This window comes from Rhizobacter sp. Root404 (assembly GCF_001425865.1).
Classification (GTDB): Bacteria; Pseudomonadota; Gammaproteobacteria; order Burkholderiales; family Burkholderiaceae_C; genus LMDS01.
In genome coordinates, this window is the sequence record NZ_LMDS01000006.1 from 154,916 (window position 1) to 175,491 (window position 20,576).

A 20,576-nucleotide genomic window follows, 5' to 3' on the forward strand; every position below is an offset into this window, starting at 1 on the left:
CCGACGGAATCCCTACTGTGAAGTCACCGCTTCACCCGGCAGGCCGGTACGCGATGCAACGCTCGCCCTCCTCGAAGCTGTCGAGCGACTGGGCCCAGCGCTGGTCCGGCCACAGCAGCTCGACCTGCCCGCTGCGCGGGCGGTACACCGCGCCGTACAGCGTGCCGTAGCCGCGCAGGTAGGCCGACTGGAACAGCGGCGCACGCAGCAGCGCCTCGGTCGCCTCGGTCAGCGAGCCCGGGCGGTCGATCTGCGCCTGCAGCGCGTCGCAGCGCTCCACGGAATGGGTCGCCCGTGCGTGCTCCGGCCACTCGACCCGATGCTGGAAATTCGTGACGACCTGGCGGCGCGTCACCTCGGTCGGCCGGTCGGGCGCGACGAACACCGTGGCCCAGTCACCGGCGGCGTCGAGCAGCGTGACGCTGTAGCACATGCTGACCGGCACGCGCTGCAGGATCGCGATGGCTTCCGCGGTGCTGTGCGCCACGTCGAGCACATGGCGCAGCACCAGCGGGATGCCGAAGCCGGTGCCCGAGACCGTGCGCCCGCCGAACGAGAGCGAGGCGGCGAGCCCGGCGTCGTTCAAGCCGTCGAGCGCGCCCCACAGGCAGTCGCCCAGCGCCGCCACGCGCTGGCCGCTCCAGCGGGTCGCGAGCCAGCTGCCTTCGAGCAGGCCGGGCGCGAAGTCGTAATTGCGCAGCAGCGCGGGCTCTTCGTTACCGAGCGGGTCGACCCAGATCGCCTGCGAGCAGCCGGCGATGTAGGGCGGCGGGCACCACAGCGACAGGAAGCGCGCCTCGACGTCGCCGCCGCCAGCGAGCGCGACCAGCTTCTCCCAGGTCGGCACCAGCTCGGGCATGTGCTCGCGCAGCGCGCGCCGGCTCTCCAGGTAGCTCGGCCGGCCGACCGCGCCGCTGCGCAGGAACCACGAACGGTACGCCGGCCACAGGCGCTCGAAAAGCGCCTGCCACTGCGGCCCGGGCGCGTCCTCGATCAGCGTCCTGAAGGTGACCGAAATGTCGGCCATCAGAGGATCTTGAACGAACCCGGCTCCGGCGCCGCCGCGTGCTGGGTCGTCACGATCGGCTTGCCGTCGTAGTGCTGCTTGATGCCGCGGATCCAGTCGCGGGCGCGGATGTTCAGGCGGAAGTTGTCGTCCATCGAGCGCCCGCGCGTGATCAGGATGCCGAGGTCGGCGCCTTCGTAGCGGTAGTCGCCCGGGCCGGTGATGCGCATGAAGAAGGCCTCGCGCTCGCTGTCGATCGCGCGGCGCTCGTGGTCATAGCGTTGGTAGCCGATCGAGCCGTCCTCGTTCATCTTGTAGATGCCGGTGGCCGGCGCGCGCGTGACCTGGTCGACCTTGTCTTCGGTGTACTTGATGACGACCTGGCTCCAGCTGTCGATGAAGTGCGACTGGGCCCAGCGCTCGTTGATCTCCTTGACGTTCAGGTCGAACGGCGCGCCCGAGAACTCGAGCAGGTGGAACAGGAACAGCGGCGCGTCGGCATACGCGAACGCGGCGTGGTTGGTCATCGGGCTGGCGCCGCAGATGCGCGGGTTCAGCTCGCCGAGGTAGACCTCGCCGTTGTCCTGGTCGATCAGGAAGTCGAGGTCGAAGTAGCCGCGGTAGCCCTCGGCCAGCAGCTGGTTGCCGAACTTCTCGGCCATGTCGCGCGCCTTCTGGCGCACGCCTTCGCTGAACGCGCCCGGGAACACCTCGTTGCCGCACCAGCCGCCTTTGTACGGCGTCAACTCCTTGGCGCCGACCACCTCGGTCAGCAGCGGCCCGACCAGCGTGCCCGACTGCGTGGCGCACGCCTCCAACGTGGCGCCGCGGCAGTTGATCCGCTTCATGATCTTGACCTCGGGATCGTTGACGATCTCGTCCTTGTGCTTGTTGAACTCGTCTTCATTCGAGATGAAGAAGGTCGTGTGGCCCGAGTCGCCGAACGCCGATTGCACGACCAGATCCCGGCCGAGCTTGTTGCGCTCGGCGATCTGCATCAGGTGCTCGAAGCTGTCGACCTTCTCGAGCGCGTTCGGCACCGAGAACACGCCGGCCTTGTTGCCGATGCGCACGGTCTCCATCTTGTTGTCGCAGCGCTGGCGCAGCTTGGCGGGCGGGAACCAGATGTCCAGGCCGATCTCCTTGGCGAGCGCCTCGGTCTTCTCGTCGAACATCAGGAAGGTGCCCACCGGCTTGCCGCCACGGCGCTCGATCAGGTCGACCACGTCCTTGTGCTGCAGCAGGTAGTTGTTGATGTCCTCGATCGACTCGAACTCGGCGTGCGGCGCCTCGCTGGGCACGAACACGTTCGGGTGCCGGCCGTCGAAGCAGTCGATGTAGCTGATGTAGCGGAAGCGGTTGACCCAGCGGTCGATGCCCAGCAGGTTGAAGTTGGTCGCGCTGATGAAGTAGATCGGTCGCTCGTTCGTGTGGAACATCAGCTTCAGATCGGAAACGTTCCTGACTTTGTTCATGCTCATGACTGGACTCGCGTGGTGGCTGGGGTGGACGGGGTGATGCCTTCTTGAACTTCGACCGTTTCGGACACGGTCTGCGAACCACGCTCGACCGGGAACGCCGCGCGCCCGGTCGCGGCCAGCGCGGCGCGCGCCGCGGTGGCCTCGGCGACGCGCCCGAGCGCCTCGTCGTTGAAGATGCGGAACCCCAGTTCCGGCCGGAAGCCGTGAATCTCCTTCACGTCGAGCGCCTGCATGAACTGCAGGATCTCGGCGCTGATCACTTGCCCCGGCACCAGGATCGGAAAGCCCGGCGGGTACGGGATCACGAACAGCGCCGACACCAGTTCACGTCCTCCCTTGATCGCTTGCGCCGCCTCGGCCATGCCGATGTACTCGCAGTTCTCGTCGTCGTACGACAGGAAGAACGCGCTGCGGATGTCGCCATCGCGCGTCTGCGCGCGGCCTTCCACGCTGCGCCCACGGAACGCGAAGTGGAAGCTGCTGAAGTCGGGCAGCGGCGGCTGCTCCTGCGTCAGCGAGCGCACCCGCTTGTCGTGGATGCGGCGCTCGATCGCGCTCATGTCGGCCACGCGCTTGTCCACATCGCGCGCGATCTTCACCAGCACCTCCAGCAAGTACGCCACCGCCGACCGCGTGCTGCCGATGTTCGTCATGAACAGCACCGTGTTGCGCGAGGTCTTGTTGATCTGGATGCCGTACTTGTCCATCAACTCCTTGTTCTTGAAGGTGTCGCCGTCCATGCCGGTCAGGCCGATGTAGAGCGTCGCGCGGGTCGGGTCCATCGCGAACTCGTCGGTGCGCCAGGCCTGCTCGAGGTTGTTCCAGCCGCTGTCGACGTTGTAGTAGGTCTCGACGCCCGACTCGCGGTACTGCGGCGGCACCAGGTCACCGACGCGCATGAAGCGGAAGTACTTGCTCAGCAGCGGGTGGTTCAGCACCTGCTCGCGCAGCGTCATCGCCAGTTCGAGCTGGCGCTGCACGAGCTCGTAGCCTTCGAGCTCGACCTGGCGGCGGCCGACGTCGAGCGACGCGAGGATCTGGTAGTTCGGCGACGTGGACGTGTGGGTCATGTAGGCCTCGTGGAAGGCCTCTTCGGCCTTGTCCTTGAAGTCCTGATCCCACACGTGGATCATCGAGCCCTGGCGCAGCGCGGTCAGCGTCTTGTGCGTGGAGTGCGTGGCGTAGACGCGCACGCGGGCCTTCGCCGGGTCGGGCAGCAGGCGCGTGTTCAGCACCTTCTCGTCGTCGCCCCAGGCGGCATCGTCGAAGCCGGCCTTGAACTCCTCGTAGCGCTTCGCGTACGCCGGGTCGGCGAACAGGTCGGCCAGCTTCGCGGCGGTCGCCATGCCGGTGCGCTGGCGGTAGATCGGGTGGCAGCGCGCGAACGCGAACCAGGCTTCGTCCCACAGGAACACGAGGTCGGGCTTGATCGCCAGGCACTCCATCATCACGCGCTCGACGTCGTAGACCACGCCGTCGAAGGTGCAGTTGGTCAGCAGCACCATGCGCACGCGGTTCAGCGTGCCGGCCTTGCGGAAGTCGAGCAGCGTCTGCTTGATGTGGCGCACCGGCACCGCGCCGTACATCGAGTACTGGTCGAGCGGATACGAGTCGAGATAGGTCACCTGCGCGCCGGCCAGCACCATGCCGTAGTGGTGGCTCTTGTGGCAGTTGCGGTCGACCAGCACGATGTCGTCGGGCCGCACCAGCGCCTGCACCACGATCTTGTTGCAGGTGCTGGTGCCGTTGGTCGCGAAGTAGGTGCGCTTGGCGCCGAACGCGCGCGCCGCGTACTCCTGCGCCACCTTCAGCGGGCCCACCGGGTCGAGGAGCGAATCGAGGCCGCCCGAGGTGGCCGAGGTCTCGGCCATGAACAGGTTCATGCCGTAGAACTGCGCCAGATCGCCGATCCAGTTCGAGTTCATGATCGACTTGCCGCGCGCCAGCGGCAGCGCGTGGAACACGCCGGTCGGCTGCTTGGCGTACTCGCGCAGCGCGTTGAAGAAAGGCGTCTTGTGGCGCTCGCCGACGCCCTTCATGATCGAGCTGTAGAGCTCGATGTGGTCTTCCTCGCGGAAGAAGATGCGCTTGAAGATTTCACCGGCACGCGCGGCGATTTCTTCGACGTTCACGTCGGTCACCAGGTACAGATCGAGCTCGGGCCGCAGCTGCGCGATCTGCCGGCCGAGCAGCGGGCCGCGCTCCGATTCAGCGAGCTTCTCGATGCTGTTGTCCACGCCGTCGAGAAAGCGTCGCAGCATGTCGTTGTGGTACATCGAGCGGAACGGGAACCCGTGCCGGATCACGACGGCCTGCAGGTTGAAGTTGACCAGCGTCGCGATCAGCGCGTCCTCGAAGCTCGGCACGATCACCACATCGAACATGAAGTCGTCGTCGGGGTTGCGCTTGCTCTGCACGCGGCGGCGCAGCGCCTGCTCTTCACCGGCGCTCATCTCGTCGACGATCAGCACCTCGAAGTACGGCCGCGAGAGCTGCTTCTCGCGCTCGCTGTCGGTCTCGATCTGAGACGGCAGGTCGCCCTCGGCGTCGATCGCCGCCGACTCGTGGCGGTAGGTCTGCGCCGCCAGCATGCGGTGGATGCGGCGCGCGGCCTGGTGCGCGCGGGCCAGCTCGCCACGCTCGATCCAGTTGCCGAGTTCGCCGAACACGCGGCCGCCTGGAAACGCCCAGTAGCTCTCGATCGGCGCGAGGATCGCGACGACCGATCGGACCCGCGCGAGCGTGGGCTCGAAGTCCGCGTGGTCGCGGGCGAGCGTCGCGAGGCGGCCGAGGTCGTCGACCAGCCCGATCCAGCCGTCGGCGCGCATCTCCCAGACGCTGCGGTGCCGGCTGAGCGAGTCGGCAGTGTGGCTGTTCGCCACGGTGGCTTCTGTCATGTCACCTCCAATGAGCGCGGTGTTCGCGTGGAACCCGGCTTCGTGTTGTCGCCTGTCGGCTCGAGAAAGTATCAGGAAAGCATCAGGTCGGCTTCGTCAGCGGGCCGAGTGTGTGCAGGAATGCCTCGGCCTCGCTGCCCTTGCGGTACACATCGAAATCGCAATCGCGGTCGCGGAAGCTCTTCAGCGGCTGGCCGAGGTTGCTGCGCAGCCCCTGCTCGCGCTCGCGGCGCACGAGCGCGAAGTCGACGGCGACCGGCACGATCTCGGCGCCGACCTGCGACTGGTGAATGATGTTGCCCGACGGGTCGCAGACGATCGAGCGGCCCACGCCGCCGTCCCCCACACCGTTGATGTCGAAGAAGTACACCTGGTTCGTCACCGCCGAGGCGCGCGCGATCGCCAGCTCCACGTCGCGGTCGATCGTGTCGGTCATCGTCGGGTGCAGGATCACCTCGGCGCCCATCGCGGCGAGCGTGCGCGTCGTCTCCGGGAACCACATGTCGTAGCAGATCGAGACGCCGAAGCGACCGGCGCCCGGCACGTCGAACACGCAGAACTCGGTGCCGCCTTCCACGTCCTTTTCGTACGGACGGAACGGGAACAGCTTGCGGAAGCGCCGGATCACCACGCCCTGCGGGTTGATCACCGAGGTGGTGTTGTAGACCTTGCCGTCCGCCTGCTCGAACAGCGAACCCGGGATCAGCCACAGCCCGGTTTCGCGCGCCAGCTCGCACAGGCGCTGCTCGGTCGGCCCGGGCAGCGGCTCGGCCTTCGAATGCTTCGGACCGAGGGCGGCCAGCTCGGAAAACAGCACCATCCGCACCCACGGAAAGCGCATGCGGATGTGGCGCATGTACGCGCCCATCTTGTCGACGTTGTCCTCGAACGCGGACACGCTCATCTGCACGCCGGCGACCCCGAAAGTGGCCGCGAACGTGCTCACGGGAACGCTCACTTGTCCAGACCCCCGAGGCAGACGTACTTGACCTCGAGGAAGTCGTCGAGCCCGTACTTCGAGCCCTCGCGGCCCAGGCCCGATTGCTTGACGCCGCCGAACGGCGCCTCGGCCGTGGAGATCAAGCCGGTGTTGACGCCGACGATGCCCGACTCGAGCTGTTCGGCGACGCGCATCACGCGGCCGATGTCGCGGCTGTAGAAGTACGCGGCCAGGCCGAACTCCGAGTCGTTGGCCAGCTCGATGACCTCGGCCTCGGTGTCGAACGCGAAGATCGGCGCCAGCGGGCCGAAGGTCTCTTCCTTCGCGAACAGCATGTCGGACGTTGCGCCGCCGACCACCGTCGGCTCGAAGAACAGCCCGCCGAGCGCATGGCGCTTGCCGCCGGTCAGCACCTCGCCGCCCTTGGCGCGGGCGTCGGCGATGTGCTCCTCGATCTTCGCGACCGCCTTGGCGTCGATCAGCGGGCCCTGGTTGACGCCGGCGTCGACGCCGTTGCCGACCTTGAGCGCCTTGACCTTCGCGACCAGTTTGTCGGTGAAGGCCTGCAGCACGCCGCGCTGCACATACAGCCGGTTCGCGCAGACGCAGGTCTGGCCGGTGTTGCGGTACTTGCTGACCATCGCGCCGTCGACCGCCGCATCGATGTCGGCATCGTCGAACACGATGAACGGTGCGTTGCCGCCGAGTTCGAGCGAGAGCTTCTTGATCGTGTCGGCGCTCTGCCGCATCAGCGTGCGGCCGACTTCGGTCGAGCCGGTGAAGGTCAGCTTGCGCACGATCGGCGAGCGCGTCATCTCGCCGCCGATCTTCGAGGCCGAGCCGGTCAGCACCGCCAGCAGGCCCTTGGGCACGCCGGCGCGCTCGGCGAGTTCGGCGAATGCCAGCGCCGAGAACGGCGTCTGCGTCGCGGGCTTGACGACCATCGAGCAGCCCGCCGCCAGCGCCGGGCCGGCCTTGCGGGTCAGCATCGCGGTCGGGAAGTTCCACGGCGTGATCGCCGCGGTCGTGCCCACCGGCTGCTTCAGCGCGAGGATGCGCTTGTCGTTCGAGGTGGCGGGGATCGTGTCGCCGTAGACGCGGCGCGCCTCGTCGGCGAACCACTCGATGAACGACGCGGCGTAGGCGATCTCGCCCTTGGCCTCGGCCAGCGGCTTGCCCTGCTCGCTGGTCATGATCAGCGCGAGGTCGTCGGTGTTCGCGAGCATCAGGTCGTTGAGCTTGCGCAGGATCGCCGAGCGCTCCTTCGCGGGCACATTGCGCCACTGCTTCTGCGCCTTGTCGGCGGCCTCGATGGCGCGCACGGTCTCGGCCGTGCCGCACATCGGCACGGTGCCGAGCTGCTCGCCGGTCGCGGGGTTGGTCACGGCCACGGTCTCGCCGCTGTCGGCATCGATCCATTGGCCGGCCACGTAGGCCCGTTGCTTGAACAGGCTGGGATCCTTCAACTTCAACATGGGCTGCTCCTTAAGCGGTCATCGCTGTCGTGAGGATAGCCAGACCTTCGTCCAACACCGCGTCCTGGATCGTCAGCGGGAACAGGAAGCGCACGACGTTGCCGTACACGCCGCAGGTCAGCAGCAGCAGGCCGGCCGCTTGCGCGCGGGTGACGATGGTCTTGGTGAACTCCGGGTCCGGGGTGCCGTCCGCCTTCGCGAACTCGACCGCGACCATCGCGCCGAGGCCGCGCACGTCGGCGATGCCCGGCACCTTGGCGCGCAGCGCGTTCAGGTGGGCCTTCAGCTTGTCCCCTAGCACCGCGGCGCGGGCGCAGAGCTGTTCGTCCTCGATCACGTCGAGCACCGCATGAGCGCTCGCGATCGCCAGCGCGTTCGCGGCGTAGGTGCCGCCCAGGCCGCCGGGGGCCGGTGCGTCCATGATCTCGGCGCGGCCGCACACGGCCGACAGCGGAACGCCGCCGGCCAGGCTCTTGGCCATGGTCATGATGTCGGGCAGCACATCGTGGTGTTGCATCGCGAACATCTTGCCGGTGCGCGCGAAACCGGTCTGGATTTCGTCGCAGATCAGCACGATGCCGTGCTGGTCGCAGATGCCGCGCAGCGCGCGCATCAGCTCGGCGGGCATCACGTAGAAGCCCCCCTCGCCCTGGATCGGCTCGAGGATGATCGCGGCGACCTGGGTCGGCTCGATGTCGGACTTGAACAGGTTCTGGATCGCCTTCAGCGTGTCGTCGACCGAGACGCCGTGCAGCGCCATCGGCGCCGGCACATGGAAGATGCTGCCCGGGAACGGCCCGAAGCCGATCTTGTACGGCGCGACCTTGCCGGTCAGCGCCATGCCCATGTAGGTGCGGCCGTGGAACGCGCCGGTCAGCGCGATCACGCCGGGGCGCCGGGTGTGGGCGCGGGCGATCTTGATCGCGTTCTCGACCGCCTCGACACCGGTCGTGAAGAACGCGGTCTTCTTGGCGTGCGTGCCCGGGGTGAGCTTGTTCAGGCGCTCAGCCAGGCGCACCACGCTCTCATAAGGCACGACCTGGTAGGCGGTGTGCGTGAAGTGATCGAGCTGGGTGCGGATCGCCTCGACGATGCGCGGGTGGCGGTGGCCGGTGTTCAGCACCGCGATGCCCGAGCCGAAGTCGATGTAACGCTTGCCTTCGACATCCCACAGCTCCGAGTTCAGCGCGCGCTCGGCATAGATGTTGAAGCCGATGCCCACGCCGCGCGGGGTGGCCGCGACGCGGCGCGCGTCGATCTCGGCGTTCGTGAGGGCCTTGCTGGCGGCCGCCTGGAGGCGGGCGGATTCGGTCTGGGTGGTGGTGTTCATGGGGCCTCCGGACGGGCACGCACGGGGCCCGAAAAGATGGGTTCAAAGCGCGAGTCTAGGTCGGCCTTGGCCCTATGATTGGAACCAATCTTGGCCATTTCATAGAACCAATGCGATGAGTTTTGCATCCGCCCATGCCGCCACGCCGAAGCGGCCCCAGGCCGCGGCGCTGCCTGACTTCGTGCTCCGCCAGTTCGATCCGCGGAGCACCGAGCACGACCACCGGCAGCTGTACCGGATCCTTCAGTCCGGCATCCGCGAGGCGGTGCTGTCGGCCGGATCGAAGTTACCGCCCACTCGCGCGTTGGCTCAGGCCCTGGGCATCGCTCGCAACACGGTCGTTCATGTCTACGAGCAGCTGGCGCTCGAAGGTTACGTCCAGGCGGGGGTCGGGCGCGGCACCTTCGTGGCCGCCGTCGGACCGCGGCTGGTCGAGCGCGGGAGCACGCCTTCCGCCGCGACCTTGCCGACGCGGCAGGCCGCGTTGTCGCAGCGCGGCGGCAGGCTCGTCGCCGACGCCAGCGCCGCTCGGCTGCAATGGGGGGCGTTCACGCCCGGCGTGCCGGAGGTCCGGATGTTCCCGTCGCCGGTCTGGACTCGCCTGCAGGCCAAGGTCTGGCGCAGCGCGACCCCGCATCACCTCACCTACGCCACCGGCGCCGGCGATCCCGGCCTGCGCGCGGCGGTCGCCGAGTACCTGCAGGGCACACGCGGCGTCAGCTGCACGGCCGAGCAGGTCGTGATCACCAGCGGCACCCAGCAGTCGCTCCACCTGATCGCGCAACTCCTCGCCGACCCCGGCGACGCGGTCTGGCTGGAGGACCCGGGCTACTGGGGGGCGCGCAGCGTGTTCCGCGCGCTCGGGCTCAAGCTGGTGCCGGTGCAAGTCGATGCCGAGGGCCTCGCGCCCGACCCCGAGCACCTGCGCGAGCCGCCGCGCGCGATGTTCGTTTCGCCGTCACACCAGTACCCGACCGGCGCGCTGATGAGCCACGGCCGCCGCCGCCAGCTGCTCGACTACGCGGCGGTGCACGGCGTGTGGGTGGTCGAGGACGACTACGACAGCGAATTCCGCTACGGCGCGCGCCCGCTGCCCGCGCTGCAGGGCCTGGACGAACACGGCCGCGTGATCTACCTCGGCACGTTCTCGAAGACGCTGTTCCCGGCCATGCGCCTGGCCTACCTGGTGCTGCCGCCCGAGCTGGTCGACCCCTTCGCGCGCGCGCTGAACGAACTCTTCCGCGAAGGCCAGACGCTGCAGCAGGCCGTGCTCGCGCGCTTCCTGGCCGAGGGCCACTACGCCAGCCACATCCGCAAGATGCGCGCGGTCTACAGCGCCCGCCACGACGCGCTGATCGACGCGATCGGCCGCCACTTCGGCAGCGCGCTGCCGGTGATCGGCGGCGATGCGGGGCTGCACCTGGTGCTCGGCCTGCCGGACCCCCTCGACGACCATGCCGTCGTGCAGCAGGTGCTGCGCGCGGGCGTCGCGACCCGGCCGCTGTCGCTGTATTCGATGCGCCGGCCCGCGCCGGCGAAGGGGCTGCTGCTCGGCTACGGCGCGGTGCGCGAGGAAGAGATCGCGACGAACTTCGCGCTGCTGGCGCGGGCGGTGCAGGGGTTCCTGTGAAGGGCCGCATCGCCAACGAATTGGCGCACGCCCGCTACGATCAGCGTCGCCTCCACTCGAATCACTCCGCATGAACCCGCTCACCCGCCTGCCCGGCCACCGCTTCCTGCATTCGCCCGGCCCGAGCCGCGTGCCCGACGAGGTGCTGCACGCGATGAGCCGCCAGCCGATGGACCTGGCCGACCCGCGGGTCGACGCGACGATCGCCGCGTGCGAGGCCGGGCTGAAGCGCCTGCTGCACACGGAGCACGACGTGTTTCTCTACGCCGCCAACGGCCACGGCGCGTGGGAGGCGGTGATCGCCAACCTCGTGGCGCCGGGCACGAAGGTGCTGATCGCCGGCACCGGCCACTTCTCCGAGTCGTGGGCGGGGCAGACCGAGGCGATGGGCGGCGTCGTGGTCCGCACGCCGTGGGTCGAGGGGCTGCCGATCGCACCGGCCGACATCGAGGCGGCGCTGCGCGACGACACCGCGCATGATGGCCCGCACGAGATCGCCGCGGTGTTCGTCGTCCACACCGACACCGCCAGCGGCATCACCAGCGACCTGGCGGCGATCCGCGCCGCGATCGACCGCGCCGGCCACCCGGCGCTGTTCGTCGTCGACGTGGTCGCCTCGCTCGGCGCCGCGCCGTTCGACATGACGGCGTTGCGCGCGAACGTCGCGCTCGGCGCGTGCCAGAAGGGGCTGATGGTGCCGCCGGGCCTCGCCTTCGTCGCGGTCGATGACGTCGCGATGGAAGCGTCCCGTCGCAATCCCGCGCCGCGCTTCTACTGGGACTGGCGGCTGCGCCAGAGCCCGCTGTCGTACCGCAAGTTCTGCGGCACGCCACCGCAGAGCCTCCTCGCGGGCCTGGAAGCGGCGCTGACCCTGATCGAGCGCGAGGGCGAAGCCGCCGTGCTCGCACGCCACCGCCGCCTGGCCGACGCGGTGCACGCCGCGGTCGCGCGCTGGAGCGAGGGCGGGGCGCTGAGCTTCTTCGGGCAGGTGCCGGCGTCGCGCTCGGTCTCGGTGACGACGATCGCGGTCGCGCCGGGCGTCGACCCGGAGGCGATGCGCACGGTCGCGCGCGAGCGCTTCGAGGTCGCGATCGCCGGGGGCCTGGGGCCGCTCGCGGGCCGCGCCTTCCGCATCGGCCACCTCGGCGACATCAACGCGGCGATGGTGCTGGGCGCGCTCGCCGGCGTGGAGGCGGCGATGGCGGTGCAGCGCATCCCGTTCGGGCGCGGCGGCGTCGAGCAGGCCGTCGCGAGCCTCGCCGCCGACTGAGCGGCCGGCGGCGCGTCAGCCGCGCAGCAACTCGAACGGCCCGCGCCCGCTGGCGGCGGTCAGCAGCCCGAGCACGCGACCTGGTTCGGGGCCGACCATCGACCAGTCGAAGCGCCAGCTCCAGTTGCCGGTCGGCGTGCCGGGCAAGTTCATGCGGTGCGTTCCATCCAACCCGAGCACGTCCTGCATCGGCACGATCGCGGTGTTCGCGACCGAGTTGAACGCGGCGCGGATCATCGCCCAGTGCACGTCGTCGGCATCCGCCGCGAGGTATGCGCCGGCGAAGGCACGCTCGTGCGCCGGGATCGCCGCCCACCAGCCGCGCGAGGTGTCGTTGTCGTGGGTGCCGCTGTAGACCACCGAGGCGGGCGTGTGGTGGTGCGGCAGGTAGACGTTGCGCGCGTCGTCGCCGAACGCGAACTGCAGGATGCGCATGCCCGGGAAGCCGCAGCCGTCGCGCAGCGCGGTCACGTCGGGCGTGATCACGCCGAGGTCCTCCGCGACGATCGGCAGCGGGCCGAGCGCGCGCGCGAGCGCGTCGAACACGGCCTGGCCCGGTCCGGGCACCCAGTGGCCGTCAATGGCCGTCGGGCTGGTCGCCGGCACTTCCCAGTACGCCGCGAAGCCGCGGAAGTGGTCGATGCGGAACGCGTCGGTCTGCGCCAGCGCGCGCCGCATCCGGGCGATCCACCAGGCGTAGCCTTCGGCGGCCATGCGGTCCCAGCGGTACAGCGGGTTGCCCCAGCGCTGGCCCTCGGCGGTGAAGGCATCGGGCGGCACGCCGGCCACCACGGTCGGCTGGCAATCGGCGTCCAGTGTGTACAGGTCGGGGCGGGCCCAGCAATCGGCGCTGTGGTGCGCGATGAAGATCGGCAGGTCGCCCATCAGGTAGACGCCGCGCTGGTTCGCATGGGCCTTCAGCGCGGCCCATTGGGTGTCGAAGCACCACTGCACGAACTGCCAGAAGCGGATCTCGCCGGCCAGCTCGCGCCGCGCCGCCGCCAGCGCCGCCGGCTCGCGCGCGCGCTGCGGCTGCGGCCAGTGCCACCAGGGCGCGCCGGCGTGGGTCGTCTCCAGCGCCATGAACAGCACGTAGTCGTCCAGCCAGTCGGCCTGTACGAGGCACCAGGCCGAGAACTCGGCCCGGTCGACATCGGCAGCGCGTGCGAAGAAGGCGTCCGACGCCGCGCGCAGCTGCGCCAGCCGCCAGGGCGTGACGCAAAGGTAGTCGACCCGCTCGGTGCCGAAGCCCCCCGCGGGCAGCACCGGCGGCGCGAGCCAGCCTTTCGCGACCAGCGGCTCCAGCGCCACCATCACCGGGCTGCCGGCGAACGCCGAGACGCTTTGATAGGGCGAGTCGCCGGGGCCGACCGGCGTGGTCGGCAGCACCTGCCAGATTGACTGCCCCGCCGCCGCCAGCCAGTCGACGAAGTGATGGGCCTCGGGGCCGAGGTCGCCGATGCCGTGCGGCCCCGGCAGCGAGGTGATGTGCAGCAGCACGCCGGCGCTGCGCTGGTTCAGGTTCATCGGCAGGATTGTGCCGGCCGCCTCGGCCCGGCTTCGCGCGCGATCAGCCGTTCAGCAGGCCCGCGAGCACTTGTGCCGCTTGCGTGCACTGCGCGCCGCTCACGTCCAGGTGCGTGACCGCGCGCACCGTGCGCGGGCCGAACGCGTTCAGCAGCACGCCGCGCTCGCGAGCCCGCGCCGTCAATGTCGGCGCGTCGATCGCGACGCTGGCCGGCAGGTGGAACACGATGATGTTGGTCTGCACGCTGGCCAGGTCGAGCTGCACCGGTGCCGCAGCCGCCAGTTGCTCCGCGAAGGCACGCGCGTTCGCGTGGTCCTCGGCGAGCCGGTCGAGGTGGTGGTCCAGACCGTGCAGCGCGGCCGCGGCGAAGATGCCGTTCTGCCGCATCGCCCCGCCCAGGCGCTGGCGATGGCGGTGCGCGGACTGGATCAGCGCCTTGCTGCCGGCCAGCAGCGAGCCGCCCGGCGCGCCCAGGCCCTTCGAGAACGCGACCGCGATCAGGTCGAACGGGGCCGCCAGCGCGGCCGGCGCCAGCCCGGTCGCGACGCTCGCGTTCCACAGCCGCGCGCCGTCGAGAAAGCGCGCCAGCCCGTGTTCCCGCGCGGCATCGCACAGGCGCTGCACGTCGGCCTGCGGCACGACGACTCCGCCGGCGCGGTTGTGGGTGTTCTCGATCTGCATCAGCGTGGTCGACGGGAAGATCGCGAAGCTCTTCGGCTTGATCGCCGCGAGCATCTCGTCCACGCTGAACACGCCGCGCGCGCCGATCTCGTGCACCTGCACGCCGGCGTTCGCCGCAGCGCCGCCAGCCTCGTGCCAGCCGGCATGCGATTCGCGTGACGCGATCACCTCGTCGCCCGGCCGCGTCAGCACGCGCAGCGCGACCTGGTTCGCCATCGTGCCGGTCGGCAGCCACAGCGCCGCTTCCTGGCCGAGCAGTTCGGTCACGCGCGCCTGCAGGCGGTTGGTGGTCGGGTCCTCGCCGTACTGGTCGTCGCCGACCGGGGCGGCGGCCATCGCGGCGCGCATCGCGTCGGTCGGGCGGGTGACGGTGTCGGAGCGCAGGTCGATCGGTGCAGTCATGGTGGGGTCGAAGTCAGGGTTGGACGATGCCGAGCGCGAGCAGGCTGCGCGCGGTGTCGAGGATGCTTTGTTCTTCGGGCCGCGTCGCCCAGCCGAGCACGGCCCGGGCGTGCGAGGCGTCCTGGTTCCGGACCGAACCGAGCTCCGGGGCGACCGCGCGCGCGACCGGGTTGAAGCGCGCGGCGATCCGCACCAGCCAGTCGGGCACGTCGCGCGTGGTCACGCGCCGCGCCTGCGCCCCGAGACCGGCGCGCAGCACCTCGGCGACTTCGCGCATCCTCATGAAGCGGCCCGAGGCGATGAAACGTTCGCCGGCCATGTGCGGTGCCGTCAGCGCCCGCACGTGCAGGTCGGCCACGTCGCGCACGTCGACGATGCCGAAGCCGAAGTTCGGACAGGCGCGCACGCTGCCGTCGAGCAGCTTGCGCACGATCACGACCGAGGCCGAGTAGTCCACGCTCCACACCGGCCCGAGCACGACCGACGGGTTGATCGTGCAGAACTCCAGCTCCGCGCCTTCCGCGGCGACCCAATCGCGCGCCGCGCGCTCGGCGATGGTCTTGGAGCGCACGTACGGCGTCAGCCCCGGCTTGTCCAGCAGCGTCCAGTCGGCCTCGGTGAAGTGGTGGACGCCGCGGCCGCGGCCGTACGCGATCGCGGCGACCGACGACGTCATCACGAAGCGCCGTGCGCCCGCGGCCCGGGCGGCGCGCAAGGCCCGCAGCGCGCCGTCGCGCGCCGGCACGATCAGCTCGTCCGGGTGTTTGGGCACGCCGGCCGGCAGCGGCGACGCGAGGTGCGCCACGTGGCTGCAACCGGCCGCCGCCTCCGCCCAGCCGGCGTCGGCGTTCAGGTCGGCCGCGAAGAAGTGCAGGCGGCTGTCGTCGACGGCCAGCAGGCGCCGCACGCCGGCCTCCTTGGCCAGGTCGCGCACCGTCGTGTGCACGGTCCAGCCCTCGGCGACCAGCTGGCGGATCAGGAAGCCGGCGATGTAGCCGCTGCCCCCGGTGACGAGCACTCGCTTGTCCATGACGCTGTTCCCACTCCAGGTGCCGGATGCACCCCGGCCGGATTGTGGCCGGCTTCAACCGCGCGCCGCGTGCAGCAGGTTCGCGAGCTCGACGGCCGAGGCGACCTCGAGCTTGTCGAACACCTTCGCGCGGTGGACCTCGACGGTGCGCACGCTGAGCTCCAGCGCGTCGGCGATGCGCTTGTTCGGCAGGCCGCGGGCAACCAGCGCCATCACCTCCTGCTCGCGCTCGCTGAGTTCGGCCAGCCCGCGCAGCCGGCGCGCGCGCTCGCCCCGCGCCACCAACGCGGTGGCGCTGGCGGCGAGCGCCTGCTCGATCCGGTCGACCAGCGCGTTGTTCGAGAACGGTTTCTCGACGAAATCGAACGCACCGCGCTTGACCGCCGCCACCGCGGTCGGCACGTCGCCATGGCCGGTCAGGAAGATCACCGGCAGGGCGGCGGTGAAGCCCCGGTCCACCAGGCGCTCGAACAGCGCCAGCCCGCTCATGCCGCCCATGCGCAGGTCGAGCAGCAGGCACGAGGGCGCGTTCGGCCAGGCGCCGGCCTCGGCCCCGGCCAGCGCGGCCTCGAACGCCTCGGCGCTGGCGTGACCCTGCGACAGCAGCCGGCGCGAGCGCAGCAGCCAGGCCACGGCATCGCGCACCACGTCCTCGTCGTCGACGAGGTAGACCATCGGCAGGCCCAGGCCGGGCGGCAGGTCCAGGCTCACGACGCCAGCGCCTCGACAGCCAGCGGCGCGCGGGCCGCGGGGCCGGGCGCGGCCGGCAGCGTGAACCGGAACTCGGTGCCCACGATCACGCCGCCCGCCCCGCGCAGGTTCGCGAAGTCGAGCGCCCCGCCGTGCTGCTCGACGATCGTCCGGCACACGCTCAGGCCCAGGCCCATGCCGTCGCTGCGGGTCGTGAAGAACGGCGTGAACAGCTGGCGCGCGACCTCGTCGGCGATGCCCGGCCCGCGGTCGACGACCGACAGCTGCACCCATTGCGCATGGGTCTGGCGCACCCGCAGCGTCAACACCGGCTGGTGGCCGGCGGGCGCGCCCTGCATCGCCTGGATGCCGTTGCGGGTCAGGTTCAGCAGCACCTGCTCGACCATCGCGCGGTCGCAGACGACGCGCGCCATCGGCGTCGGCAGGTCGAGCTCGACGCGGGTGCCGCTCTTGCGCGCCTGCAACCGCACCAGCGGCAGGATCGCATCGATCAGCGCATCGGCGCCGACCGCCTCGCGCGCCTGCTCGCGGCGCCGCACGAAGTCGTGCACGCTCTTGATGACCCGGCCGGCGCGCTCGGCCTGCTCGGCGATGCGCTGCGCGGCTTGGTGCAGCAAGGGCCACAGCGTCGGGTCGTTCGCGGCGCCCGCGGCCTGCGCTTCCATCATGTTCAGCGAGCCGGTCGCGTAGGCCGCGATCGCCGACAGCGGCTGGTTCAGCTCGTGGCTCAGCAGCGAGGCCATCTCGCCCGCGGTCGCGAGCCGCGCGGTCGCCTGCAGCCGCTCCTGCTGCTGGCGCGCGACCTCCTCGACACGGCGCTGCGCGGACAGGTCGAGCACGGCGCTCATCCACCCGGTGTGGGTGCCGGTGCTGTCGAGCAGCGGTGCCTCGAACACCATCGCCGGGAAGCGTTCGCCGCCGCGGCGCACGAACACCGTCTCGAAGGCCTCGCGCGAATGGGTCGCCGGCGAACTCGCGAGCCGGCGCTGCTGGCGCTGCTGGTACTCGGGCAGCTGCTCCGGCGGCCAATACGGCGGCGGGTCCTGGGCGACGAGCGCGTCCGCCGCGTAACCGACCATCGCGCAGAACGCCGGGTTCACGTAGGTCGTGCGGCCCTGCAGATCGCGCGCCCGCAGACCGGTCACGACCGAGTCCTCCATCGCCTTGCGGAAGGCCAGCGCATCGGCCAGCGCGCCCTCGGCCTTCGCCCGCTTGCGGACGTCGTGCGCGAGCAGCACCACGACGCCGAATAGCGTCACCGACAGCCCGATCACCAGGCCGGTGACGAGATCGGGCACCAGGCTCGGCGTCCGGGCCGCGCTGTCGACCTGCAACTGCATCGCGGTGCCGGGCAGGTCGATCATCCGGCTGGCCTTGTAGACGCCGGCGCCGACGTGCATCCGGCCGTGCGCCAGGCGCGAGCCATCGGCCTCGACGAAGAACAGGTCGTGGCCGGGCGCGAGCGCCTGCGCCGACAGCTGGTCGAGCAGGCCGGTCAGCGAGTAGCTCGCGATCACGAAACCGGTGACGACATCGCTGGTGCGCTCGGCCACGCACAGGTCCATCACCTCGACGCCCAGACCGTCCGGCTGCGGGACGTAGTAGCTGTGCGAATATGTGGGCCCGCCGCGCCGCTGCGTCGCGCGACAGGCGAGTTCGACTTCGAACTGCACCTCCTCGCGCCGGTAGCGGCCGAACAGCGGCGGCCGCGCGCGGGTGTCGACCGCGCTGACGATACGCATCTGCGCATCGCGGCGCTCGAAGCGCAGCAGCTCGGGGCGCGCCACCAGCAGTTGCTCGGCCCGTGCCTGCCACGCGGCCGCCGGCGCGCCTGGGCCCGGCATGTCGAGCATCGCCTGCAGATCGCGCGCGAACAGCTGCGCCAGTTCGGCGCTGGCGGTCGCGGCAATCGCCTCGACCGCCTCCTGCGTGCGCGCCGAGCGGTAGTGGAAGGCGAGCGCGACCAGCAGCGTCTGCGCCGCGATCAGCAGCACCACGAGCGCCACCCACAGCAGCGTGCGCCAGCGGCGCGGGCGGGGCGCCGCCAACGCGTCGAGCGGCGGCAGCAGGAGGGCGGGCGGAGCGTTCATCGGAGGCGGGCGGGTCAGCCCCGCACGGTAGCCGATCCGGGCGGCGCGCGGGGCCGCCGCGCGCTATTCGGCGATCAGCTCGGCCGGCTCGCGCAGCTTCGGCGCCAGGCGGATCTTGCGGCCGTAGGCGACCAGCTGGGCGATGATCAACAGGCTGCAGGCGCCGATGAACCAGGCGCTGATCGGACGGTTCAGGAACACCATCAGGTCGCCGCGCGACAGCAGCATCGCGCGCCGGAAGTTCTCCTCCAGCATCGGCCCGAGCACGAAGCCGAGCACGATCGGCGAGACCGGGAAATCGAGCGACAGGAACACCGCGCCGATGACGCCGAAGATGGCCACCTCGCCGACGTCGAACAGGCTGTTCTTGGTGCTGTAGACGCCGACGCAGATGAAGAACAGCGCGGCCGGGTACAAATACTTGTACGGCACCTGCAGCATGCGCACCCACACGCCGATCATGGGCACGTTCATGATCACCAGCAGCACGTTGCCGATCCAGAAGCTCGCGATCAGGCCCCAGAACAGGTCGGGGTGCTCGGTGATCAGCTGCGGGCCCGGCTGGATGCCCTTGATGATCAGCGCACCCAGGATCAGCGCCATCACCGCGTCGCCGGGGATGCCCAGCGACATGGTCGGGATGAAGTCGACCTGGGTCTTCGAGTGCGACGACGCCTCCGGCGCGGCCACGCCTTCGATCGCGCCCTTGCCGAAGCGGCTCGGGTCCTTGGCGATCTTGCGTTCCAGCGCGTAGGCGATGAAGGTCGTGATCGTCGGCCCGGTGCCCGGCATCGCGCCGAACAGCGTGCCCACCATCGTGCCGCGCACCATGGGCCAGAACGCCTGCTTCATCTCGGCGCGGGTCGGCCGCATGTCCTTCATGCTGACCTTGGCGTCGCTCGCCTTGACCGTCGTGCGGTTGACGCTGACCAGGAAGTCGGCGATGCCGAACAGCCCCATGCACAGCGCACCGAGCTCGACGCCGTCGGCCAGTTCCGGCAGGTCGAAGGTGTAGCGCGTGGTGCCGCTGATCACGTCGGTGCCGACCACGCCGCACAGCAGCCCGAAGATCGTCATCGCCACGCCCTTCAGCGGCGAGCCGCGCGACATGGTCGCGCCGGCCAGCAGGCCGAGCAGCATGATCGAGCAGATCTCGGTCGGGCCGAACTTGAAGGCGATCTCGACCAGCAGCGGCGACAGGAAGATCATCACGATGATCCCGACCGACGCGGCAAAGAACGAGGACATCATCGTGATGCCCAGCGCCGCGCCGCCGCGGCCGGCCTTGGTCATCGGGTAGCCGTCGAGGCAGGTCACCGCATGCGGCGGGTGGCTCGGCAGGTTCAGCAGGATCGCGCCGATCGCGCCGCCGTACTGCGAGCCGTAGAAGATGCCCGCGAGCATCAGGATCGCCGGCACCGGCGCGATCACGTAGGTCAGTGGCAGCAGCATCGAGATCGTGGTCAGCGCGCCCATTCCGGGCAGCACGCCGATCAGGTTGCCGATCAGCACCCCGAACACGCTCCACATGAAGTTGCTCGGCTGCAGCGCGATGCCGAAGCCGTACCACAGGTCCATCATCGATTGGTACATGGTCGGCTCCTCAGACCCACTGGAACAGCGGCAGCTGCAGCTTCAGCCCGAAGTGGAAGACCACCAGGCAGAACAGCGTCAGGGTCGCCGCGAGCAACGCCGACGCCTTCACGGTGCTCTGCCGGTCGCCGAGCGCCGCGACGAACACCGAGGCGAAGGTCGCCGGCAGCAGCCCGCCGTGGTCGCCGATCACGACGAACGCCAGCACGGCGCCGAGGATGCAGCCCCAGCCGCGCCACTCCGGGCCGTGGTGCGCGCCGCTGTCGTGGCCGGGCAGCGGGTTGGTCATCTCGCGGCCGGCCGGTGCGGCGGTGATGCCGATCACCGCACCGACCGCCATCAGCAGCACGCCCAGCACGACCGGGATGAAGCCGGCGCCCATGTGGTTCAGGCTGCCGATGTGGTAGCCGATGCCGAGCGCGAGCACGGCGGCACCGAGCGCGAGCAGCAGCAGCGCACCGAGGTGGTCCTTGCTCCAGGTGGATGGTCGCGGCACGGTGGGTCTCCCGAAA

At 70.2% G+C, this 20,576-nt stretch carries 15 protein-coding genes; 2 read left to right on the top strand and 13 right to left on the bottom strand.

Annotation, left to right across the window (positions count from 1 at the left end):
* Positions 1 to 31 precede the first annotated feature (31 nt).
* From ASC76_RS21485 to gabT, 6 genes are all read right to left on the bottom strand, one after another.
* On the bottom strand, positions 32 to 1,027 hold the full coding sequence (locus ASC76_RS21485) for a C45 family autoproteolytic acyltransferase/hydolase (RefSeq protein ID WP_056471667.1): 996 nt from the start codon (positions 1,025 to 1,027) through the stop codon (positions 32 to 34).
* Positions 1,027 to 2,487, bottom strand: coding sequence for a biotin carboxylase (locus ASC76_RS21490; protein ID WP_056471670.1), 1,461 nt, complete (start codon positions 2,485 to 2,487; stop codon positions 1,027 to 1,029). The genes ASC76_RS21485 and ASC76_RS21490 overlap by 1 nt, the downstream gene beginning before the upstream one ends.
* Complete coding sequence (locus ASC76_RS21495; RefSeq protein ID WP_082549369.1) at positions 2,484 to 5,384, bottom strand: aminotransferase class I/II-fold pyridoxal phosphate-dependent enzyme; 2,901 nt, start codon at positions 5,382 to 5,384, stop codon at positions 2,484 to 2,486. Before ASC76_RS21495 ends, ASC76_RS21490 begins: the two co-directional genes overlap by 4 nt.
* Before the next feature lie 82 nt (positions 5,385 to 5,466).
* On the bottom strand, positions 5,467 to 6,330 hold the full coding sequence (locus ASC76_RS21500; protein ID WP_200947197.1) for a carbon-nitrogen hydrolase family protein: 864 nt from the start codon (positions 6,328 to 6,330) through the stop codon (positions 5,467 to 5,469).
* An 8-nt stretch (positions 6,331 to 6,338) separates the two neighbouring features.
* Positions 6,339 to 7,799 (bottom strand): NAD-dependent succinate-semialdehyde dehydrogenase, encoded by a 1,461-nt coding sequence (locus ASC76_RS21505; RefSeq protein WP_056471673.1) that lies wholly within the window; start codon positions 7,797 to 7,799, stop codon positions 6,339 to 6,341.
* 10 nt (positions 7,800 to 7,809) lie between these two features.
* A complete protein-coding gene (gabT, locus tag ASC76_RS21510) occupies positions 7,810 to 9,129 on the bottom strand; it encodes a 4-aminobutyrate--2-oxoglutarate transaminase (RefSeq protein ID WP_082549370.1) in 1,320 nt (439 codons plus the stop codon).
* A 115-nt stretch (positions 9,130 to 9,244) separates the two neighbouring features.
* On the opposite strand from gabT, the gene ASC76_RS21515 reads away from it, so the two are divergent.
* Both ASC76_RS21515 and ASC76_RS21520 read left to right on the top strand, forming a co-directional pair.
* On the top strand, positions 9,245 to 10,759 hold the full coding sequence (locus ASC76_RS21515; protein ID WP_056471676.1) for a PLP-dependent aminotransferase family protein: 1,515 nt from the start codon (positions 9,245 to 9,247) through the stop codon (positions 10,757 to 10,759).
* Between the two features lie 70 nt (positions 10,760 to 10,829).
* Complete coding sequence (locus ASC76_RS21520) at positions 10,830 to 12,029, top strand: alanine--glyoxylate aminotransferase family protein (protein ID WP_082549371.1); 1,200 nt, start codon at positions 10,830 to 10,832, stop codon at positions 12,027 to 12,029.
* A gap of 15 nt (positions 12,030 to 12,044) precedes the next feature.
* Here ASC76_RS21520 and malQ read toward each other — a convergent pair whose 3' ends face one another.
* The 7 genes from malQ to ASC76_RS21555 all read right to left on the bottom strand — a co-directional run bounded on the left by malQ (position 12,045) and on the right by ASC76_RS21555 (position 20,560).
* Positions 12,045 to 13,556 carry a 4-alpha-glucanotransferase gene (gene malQ, locus ASC76_RS21525; RefSeq protein ID WP_056471679.1) on the bottom strand — a complete coding sequence of 504 codons (1,512 nt, stop codon included), beginning with the start codon at positions 13,554 to 13,556 and terminating at the stop codon, positions 12,045 to 12,047.
* Positions 13,557 to 13,599: 43 nt separating this feature from the next.
* Complete coding sequence (locus tag ASC76_RS21530) at positions 13,600 to 14,640, bottom strand: low specificity L-threonine aldolase (RefSeq protein ID WP_056471681.1); 1,041 nt, start codon at positions 14,638 to 14,640, stop codon at positions 13,600 to 13,602.
* 13 nt (positions 14,641 to 14,653) lie between these two features.
* Positions 14,654 to 15,670 carry an NAD-dependent epimerase/dehydratase family protein gene (locus ASC76_RS21535; RefSeq protein WP_056471684.1) on the bottom strand — a complete coding sequence of 339 codons (1,017 nt, stop codon included), beginning with the start codon at positions 15,668 to 15,670 and terminating at the stop codon, positions 14,654 to 14,656.
* Positions 15,671 to 15,724: 54 nt separating this feature from the next.
* Positions 15,725 to 16,345, bottom strand: coding sequence for a response regulator transcription factor (locus ASC76_RS21540; protein ID WP_056472148.1), 621 nt, complete (start codon positions 16,343 to 16,345; stop codon positions 15,725 to 15,727).
* A 32-nt stretch (positions 16,346 to 16,377) separates the two neighbouring features.
* Positions 16,378 to 18,471: a sensor histidine kinase gene (locus ASC76_RS21545; protein WP_056471686.1), complete on the bottom strand. Its 2,094-nt coding sequence runs from the start codon at positions 18,469 to 18,471 to the stop codon at positions 16,378 to 16,380.
* A gap of 63 nt (positions 18,472 to 18,534) precedes the next feature.
* Entirely contained in the window at positions 18,535 to 20,064 is a 1,530-nt protein-coding gene (locus tag ASC76_RS21550; RefSeq protein ID WP_056471694.1) for a tripartite tricarboxylate transporter permease, read from the bottom strand.
* Positions 20,065 to 20,074: 10 nt separating this feature from the next.
* A complete protein-coding gene (locus ASC76_RS21555) occupies positions 20,075 to 20,560 on the bottom strand; it encodes a tripartite tricarboxylate transporter TctB family protein (protein ID WP_056471698.1) in 486 nt (161 codons plus the stop codon).
* Between the last annotated feature and the right edge of the window lie 16 nt (positions 20,561 to 20,576).